The following is a 7539-nucleotide window of genomic DNA, read 5'->3' as shown; positions in this document are numbered from 1 at the left end:
GCCGTTACACGGGTCAGGACAACTACTGCTTCGGGCCCGAAACAACTTCTATCATCTTATCTGGCGAGAGGTACTCTTGAGCCAACTCCTGCAGGGTTACTGCATCGGTGGCTTGTACCTGAGCTACGAAGTCAGAGTAGTAGCTGGTTGGTAAATTATAAAAAACTAGATTCTTATACTTGTCGCACTGTTCGAAAACCGTGCTGAGTTCGTTAGCGAACTTACCGCTCATGTAGTTCTTCACAGTTTGCAATTCGGTTAACGGGATCAGCTCTTCTTGGAGGTGGCGTAATTCCTTTTGTATCTCCTCGATAGCGGCAGGTGCATTGGCGGCATTTACATCGGACCCAATAACAAAGCTAGTGGCATGCTCGCGCGGATGTACGCTGGCGTAGATACCGTACGTGAATCCTTTGTCTTCGCGGATATTCTTCATCAGGCGCGAGCCGAAATAGCCTCCCAGAACCTTCACCAGCACCTGGAGAGCGTGGGTTTGCGGATGGCTTATGGCAGGCCAGAGGCGGCCGATACGTAAGGAAGCTTGCAGGCTTCCATCTACCGTTACGTAGTCTTGCGGAGCCAAAATAGCAGGTGGGGGCACGGCAGTGGTGGCCTTAACCAAGGTGCCGGTCGCGGCACCTAACTGCTCTGTCAGCAGAGTTACGTGCTCATTGGTAACGTCGCCACACAGGAATATTTCGGCTTGTGCAAAATTATAGTGCTGCTGGTAGAAGCTGCGGACCTGGTCGGAGGTGATATCCTGGAATATAGCTTCATCAAAGGTGACGCCGTAGGGGTAGCCGGGGCCGAAGAGGTGACGCGAGAAGCTCTCGGAGGCTAGGTAGCTGGTTTTCTGCCGCTCTACGCGCACGTTTTGGATGGTACGGGTCTTCACTAGGGCCAATTCTGTTTCGGGGAAAATGGGCGCCGTGAGGACGTCTTGTACTAGAGGCAGTAATTGTGGCAGGTGGCGGCTGAGGCAATATAGTGTGAGCGTGGCCCGGTCGAAGCCTTGTTCGCAATCCAGCGAGGCCCCAAAGAAGGCCACTTCGTCGGCAATCTGGCGGGCCGTGCGGGTGGTGGTGCCTTCGAGTAGCAGCCGGGCTGCCAGCAGCGACACACCTGCCGAGGGATCATACCACTTACCGGCCGGGAAGACTACCTGCAGGCGCACTACGGGCTGGGCATCGTTGCGCAGCACGTGCAGGCGGGCACCGTTGGGGAGCGAAAGCACATCAGCCGCGGGCAGCGTTACGCGGGCCAGCGGCTGAACAGGGGGAGCGACGGTTCGATCGAGTATCAAATCAGTTGAGTTAGGAAGGCTGAAAAACTGTCATTCCGAGCGAAGCAGGAAATCCGGGATGAAACGCCGAACGGAATCGTTCGATGGCGTTCGGCCGGATTCCTCGCCTCGCTCGGAATGACAACTTTGCAAAGAAGGGGAAGAACTAGTTAACCGGGCTGCCGGATGGGCCGAAAGCTTCGCTTAGTTCGTTGAAGTTAAAGTGTAGCGACACCCGTAATGTTTGCGACAAAGGATTGGCCTTAGAATTGGGCACCAAGTAAGTGCCATCAACCCCAAACACCTGGTAACGCACACCGGCACCGAAGCTCAGGTACTGCCGGTCGCCCTTGGTAGGGTTCTCGTAGAAGTAACCGGCCCGCACCATCAGCAGGTCGTTGTAGGTGTATTCGAGGCCGGCCGAGAGGTTGATTTCCTGAAGCTCCTCGCTGAATCCGCCCGGTGCGTCGCTGAATGAACTGGTGATGCCCTTCACGATTCCGTAGGCACGGCGCTTGTCGTTTTCAGCCTGTACTGCAGGATTGCTGGAGGCCACACCCTCTTCATAATAAGGAGAGGGCACCAGGAGCTTGTTGGCGTCGAAGCTAAACGTAAGCTTGTTATAGGGGTCGAGCTCCTTGGTAATGGCCGTGCCCAGCTTCAGGTTGGTCGGCAGAAAATCCGCGTTTGTAGGGTCGGTGTAGGTGATTTTGTTGCCGATGTTGGAAACAGCGCCGCCAAAAGCCAGGTTATAGTCGCCGGCTCCGATGGTGAGGTCAGTGGTGTAGTACGCGCCGAGGTCGACGGCAACGGCATTGGCGGGGTTGGAATCGACTCCGCTATTGCCGCCGGTGAGGTTGGAGCGGACATAGCGCACATTGAGACCCACTCCGAACTTGTCGCTCAACTTCTGGCCGTAACCTACCGTCAGGGCGTATTCTTTGGGGTTAAAGTCACCATTAGGTGCCCCAGTAGAGGTGCGGTAGTTGATCTGACCCAAATCAAAATACATCAGGTTGGCCGACAGCGTACTTCGGTCGCTGAGTTTGGTGGTGCCGCTTAAATAGCCCAGTCCCATATCGTTTGTGATGCCAGCCAGCCAAGGGGTGTAGGAAAGGGAGGCGCTGTGCTGATAGCGCACAAAGCCCAGCTTGCCAGGATTGTAAAAGCCGGCGTTGGCATCGGGGCTGATGGCCACACCCGCCTCGCCCAGCGCCGAAGAGCGCGAATCGGGGCTGATGGTGAGGATGGGCACAGCCGTGGTGATGGTACGCAGATCTTGGGCATGCGCGGCAGTGGCAGCCAGACACAGCAGGCCGGGGAGCAATACCGAACGCAGGGACAAGTAGGGCAGAATCATAAGGGAGGGAGAAAGATGCAGATTCGAAAAGTAGCGAAAAGCCAGAAAGCAGGTTAATTAAGGAGCACTAGCTTCTCATATTTGGAGGCTGTGGAAATATCGGTGCCGTTGGCCGCGCGGGTGCGCACCGTTACGCGGTACACGTACACACCGCGCGCCAACTGGTCTTGGTACTCATCGCGCCCGTCCCAGCTGAGGGCGGACACGTGCGAGCCGCTGCCCAGGGCCGTGCCCTGCAGGGTGCGTACAAGCCGGCCGGCCACCGAAAAAATCTGCACCTGAATGTCGAGGTCCTGACCGCTGCGGTTGTGGTCGAAGTGGAAGGTGGTATTCCGGGCGAACGGGTTGGGATAGTTGAGCACGTGCTGCAACGCCAGCTTGTCGGTGGGGGCGGCAATGAATTCGAGACGCTGCTCGGCCGAGTTGTTCCAGGTATCCCAGGCCTTGAGGCGTAGCTCGTGGGGGCCGGGCGTGAGGTCCTTGAGCTCGTAGCGCACCCGGCCCACCTGGAAACTATCGGTTTTGGCCGTGTAAGACGAGTTGAGCACCAAAACCTTGCTGGCGTCGCCGTCGAGCGTGAGCGTGAGGTCGTGGCCGATGCCGGTACCGGCCGTGTTGATGCCACTGGCGTCGCGCAGCACGGCCAGCAGCGTAGGGTTAAGGCCCGTCAGGCCCCCCGATACAAACTGCTCGTTATCCATGAACAGGCTGATGCGGGGCGCAATAGTGTCGCGGGCCGTTAGGGGGGCCACGTCGCCGATGGGCACTAGGCGCTGGCCCTGGGCATCGGTGCGGTTGGTGGGGTCGGCGGCGTACAGGCTGATTTTGCCGAGGCCTACACTGTAGTTGATGTCTTTTGGCACTACGAACTGCAGGCTGAACTTGCCGCCCTGCACACTAGCGGGGCCATCGTAGAGGATGTTTTCGCGCAGCTGAACGGCCTGAGGAACATCTTCGTTGCCGAGCGTTTTCACGGTGGCCTGCTTCTCGAATACCTGCACGTTGGCCGTACCCGCAAAGGCCGGGTTCAACTGCCCGCCGCGCCGGACTTCCCCTTTCAGCGTGACCTGTTGCAAAGCCTTCAACGTGTCGGGCATTGCCTGCGTCACCGGCTTGCCATCAATTTCAGTCAGGGCTACCGTTTGTTCGGGGTAGGCCAGGCGCATAGAAGGGTCGCCGAGCAGGGCGTAGTTGCGGTTGTTGTCGCCGATGACGGCAATGTTCTTGGCTGTGAGGCAGACGTCACCGATGCGCGGCATCATGCCGTCGGAACGGGGCTGAAACAGGTCGTTGAAGAAGGCGACTGCCAGGGCTTGGTTGCGGTCGGCGTACACTACGCGGGTGGTAGTCAGCAGGCCAATGGCTCCCCCTTTCACATCAATCAGCGACTGCTCACCGGCCGAAGTAAGATTGGGGTCGTCGTAGGTACTGAAGTCGCAGGTACCAGTGAACATGAACGTGGGCCGGGTTGCGTTCTTCAGGTTTCCGATGGAGGTTTTAGTTATAATCTGCTCCTGAGCCAGGCTTATGGGGCCGCCGTGGCCGATGTAGTTGATCAGCAGCGAGCCTTGCTCGAAGGCTTCATCAACCGCCTTTTCGGCCGCCGGCGACCGTTCGCCCGCCGCCAGCTGCACCTGCGGAAACAGATCGAGGTAAAGCTTGTACACATTGTAGCTGCGAGCGGCGGCCAGTGTATCGAGCGGGTTGGTCAGCTCCTCGCTGTAGTACACAAATAGGTTGTTGTCGCCGTCGTCGGACAGAAAGGTGAGGCGGTTGCGCCACTTGCCGTAGCCGGCGGGGCTGTCGTAGTCAATCAGCTTCTGGGTTACGCGGGCAGCCTGCTCAGCGGTGCTTACTGGTAGGCGACCCACGGCTACGTCGAGCAACTCGTTGCTGGAGCCCGGCAGCCAGGCCCCTTCCGAATCGTCGAGCAGGCCGTAGTAATCGTCGGATGAGTACGTGAGGCCCTGGCCGTTGGGGCGGTTGCCCATTACTAAGTCGAAGCTTTCCTCTGACTCGTAGACCGGCACGAAATTCTGATTGGTTTGATTGGCATTAGCCGGCTGGCGGCTGGGCCACCAGGTTGGCAACTCATCCACTTTATTGGTCGGGTCAGCCTTGTAATCGTAGGAGGCGTCGCCGAACAGCAGCAGGTACTGGCGGCGGCCACTGGTGTTGCGGTCGTACACCATCTTCATCAGGTCGCGGATGGCTGTTACATCCTGGCCACCCGAGCCGAACTCGTTGTAAATCTGCAGCACGTTCACCACCTGCGCATTCAGGCCGTCGTGGCTGCTGCGGTGGGCGGCCAGCTTGTTGGCTTCCTGCAGAAAACGGGGGTGGGCTACAATCACCAGGTCCAAACGGCCATCGAGGTTGAGCGCGTGCAGGTTCTGGTTGGCCACTTTGCCAAAGCCGCGGGGCGCCGGAAACTCGGTGCCGGTGAAGGCTACAAACTCGCGGATAGTATCGGTGCGGGCCAGAAACGTGCCGTTGGCGGCAGCCACAGCAGCCGGCCGACGCGGGTTACTTACGTCCCAGATGGTGGCGCCGGCTGCATTACCCAGTTCGAACTGGCTGATAGCGTTGGGCTGCAGGTTTTCCAGGCTACGGAACTGCAGCAGGCCACCGTTCAGGCGCAACTGGCGGCGGGCATTCACTTCGAGGTAATCGAGGTAGCCCTGCGCGCCGGGGTCGGATCCGCTGTTGAAGCTGAGCGTTATTTTGAGCTCGGTGGGGGAGGTGGCCGGTACCTGGTAGGCTAGAATGCTACGGTTGGTATTGGCAGCCTCGGGGTAGCAGTAGCCACCGCCGGTGCAGCTGAAACCCGGTACCACCTGGGCAGGTAGGGCTTGCCCGTTCACGCTGGGCTGAAACACGGTAGCCGCCGCCGAGGCAGCCACTACGGCCGAGGTAATCTGGGTCGTGGAGCCCGGCACTAGGTCGGCGACGGGGAGCGTGAAGGTTTGCTCGGGCCGGCCTGAAAAAGCCTCACCTACCCAGGTGCGGCCCGTTTTTTTGAGATTGAGCAGGTCACGCTCATAAAACTGCCGGTCGGTAAACATGCTGATGCGGGCACCGGGCGTACCGCTTACGGCCGGTGCCGGTGCCACGCGGCGGCCAGCCGGCGTGCCCACCGTCAGGAAGTAGTAGGCGGTGTCGGTGTAGGGGTTGAGCTGGTGGCGGAAGCGGGTGCTCAGGCCCTCGCGGCTCCAGGTGTGCGGGCCGCGGGCATAAAACAGGAAGTACTCGTCGTTGTCGAAGGTGGCGTTGTTGTTGCCCACGAACTGGATGGCGTTTTCCACCAGATCGTCGGGGCGGTAGGCGCTATTGGGCTGGGGCAGCGTGCCCATAGCATTGCCGAACAGCCGCAGCCGGGCCGGGTCGAAGTTCTCCAGCCCGAAGCTCCGGAGCGTAGCCTTATCGAGCTTGAAAACACCATTGGTGGGAACCCCTATTTTAAACCATTCGCCCTGGCTCAGAACCGAAGTGCGGGCATACGTGCGGGTGGCCCCGGGGCGGCTGGCAGTGGTGCTATACGTGTAGCCAAAGCTAACAAGGCGCTCGGCCTGGCCAGTTTGCGGGTTACGGCGCAGTGGCTGTAGGCGCAGGAGCGTAACCGGCTGGCGGGCCTCGGTGCCCGCTACCAATTGCACCAGCGGCGAAGGAGGCAGAACCGTTAAATCGAGCTGGCCGGCCTGGGCGGGCAGCAGCGGCTCGTACTGCGTTTCGATGAGCTGGCCCGCAGTTACGGTGCCAGCCAGCCGCACCAGCAGCGTGCCGACCTGCTCCTCGGTATCGAAAGCAGCCCCGCGGAAGGCGGGCACCAGCCGTTTCTGGCCCTTGATGCCTACCGGCACGGTGCCGGTCCAGGTAATGCGCCCGCGGTAAGTCTGCTCGCCGGACTGGGCCTGCGCCCGTGGGCCCATAGCACCTAGCATGAGGAGCGAAATCAGCAGCCAGACCGTAGAATAACGCATACGCACAACACAAGTAAAGCCAGGAGATGAACCAGAAATGCCAACAGGTTGGCCGGCAATACAGTTCAGCCCAAATGATAACAGCGCCGGCCGCAAATTATTGCGCCCGAAGCAGGAAGTAGCGAGCAAATGGTCTGCTTAGGTAAACGAAGCTGGCCCCCGACCCGGATTGCCTGCCCCGGCTCAGGCCGCTGGTGCGGGCATATTGGCCGGACTCAGCACCGAAAGCAGTACGTAAAGCAGCACGATGAGTGGTACGGCTACTGCTCCAAGGCCAATGAGCAAACCCAGGCTCAGCAGCAGAAACACGAACCGCTGCTTGTTTGCCTGCCAGTTCAGGGTTTTAAACTTGAGGGCAAAAAGCGGAATTTCAGCCACCAGCAGCCCCGACAGCAGAACCGTAAGGCCCAGCAGCAGCCAGGGGCTGAGCAGGTAGGGAGTGAGGGCGAATTGGTCGTTGGCCAGAATGAGCGGCAGCGAGGCTACTACCAGCGTGCAGGCCGGTGTTGGCAGCCCGATAAACGATTCGGACTGGCGGGTGTCGTTGTTGAATTTAGCCAGACGCAGGGCCGAAAACACCGTTATAATAAAGCCCGCGTAAGGCAGCCAGTCGGGCAGGCCGGCCCCGGCCTGGTGTAGCAGCGCGTACAGGAAGGCGCCCGGTACCACCCCGAACGATACTACGTCGGCCAGCGAATCCAGATCTTTGCCAATCGGCGACGACACGTGCAGGGCCCGGGCCAGCAGCCCGTCGAAGAAGTCGAACAACGCTGCCAGCGCCACAAAATAGGCTGCCAGCACGAGCTCATCGGCAAAAATGAAACGTAGCGCCAGACAACCCGAAAACAGATTCAGGCAGGTAACGGCGTTGGGAATATGTTTTTTCACGTACGGACTTAGTGGAAAGAATTAAGATA

4 protein-coding genes are annotated in these 7539 nt (G+C 59.5%); all 4 read right to left on the bottom strand.

Annotated features, from left to right (window positions below; genetic code table 11):
• Positions 1-22: 22 nt before the first annotated feature.
• The 4 genes from HW556_RS06640 to pssA all read right to left on the bottom strand — a co-directional run bounded on the left by HW556_RS06640 (position 23) and on the right by pssA (position 7510).
• On the bottom strand, positions 23-1303 hold the full coding sequence (locus HW556_RS06640) for a M16 family metallopeptidase (protein ID WP_176899162.1): 1281 nt from the start codon (positions 1301-1303) through the stop codon (positions 23-25).
• A gap of 145 nt (positions 1304-1448) precedes the next feature.
• Complete coding sequence (porV, locus tag HW556_RS06635; RefSeq protein WP_176899160.1) at positions 1449-2642, bottom strand: type IX secretion system outer membrane channel protein PorV; 1194 nt, start codon at positions 2640-2642, stop codon at positions 1449-1451.
• A gap of 53 nt (positions 2643-2695) precedes the next feature.
• Positions 2696-6622, bottom strand: coding sequence for a type IX secretion system sortase PorU (porU, locus tag HW556_RS06630; RefSeq protein ID WP_176899159.1), 3927 nt, complete (start codon positions 6620-6622; stop codon positions 2696-2698).
• Between the two features lie 183 nt (positions 6623-6805).
• The gene (gene pssA, locus HW556_RS06625) at positions 6806-7510 is read right to left on the bottom strand and encodes a CDP-diacylglycerol--serine O-phosphatidyltransferase (RefSeq protein WP_176899158.1); all 705 of its coding nucleotides are present in this window, start codon (positions 7508-7510) and stop codon (positions 6806-6808) included.
• Positions 7511-7539 lie beyond the last annotated feature (29 nt).

The organism is Hymenobacter terrestris, from assembly GCF_013377905.1.
Classification (GTDB): Bacteria; Bacteroidota; Bacteroidia; order Cytophagales; family Hymenobacteraceae; genus Hymenobacter; species Hymenobacter terrestris.
Note: the sequence above shows the minus strand (reverse complement) of the source record. Positions and strands in the feature narration are given on the sequence as shown.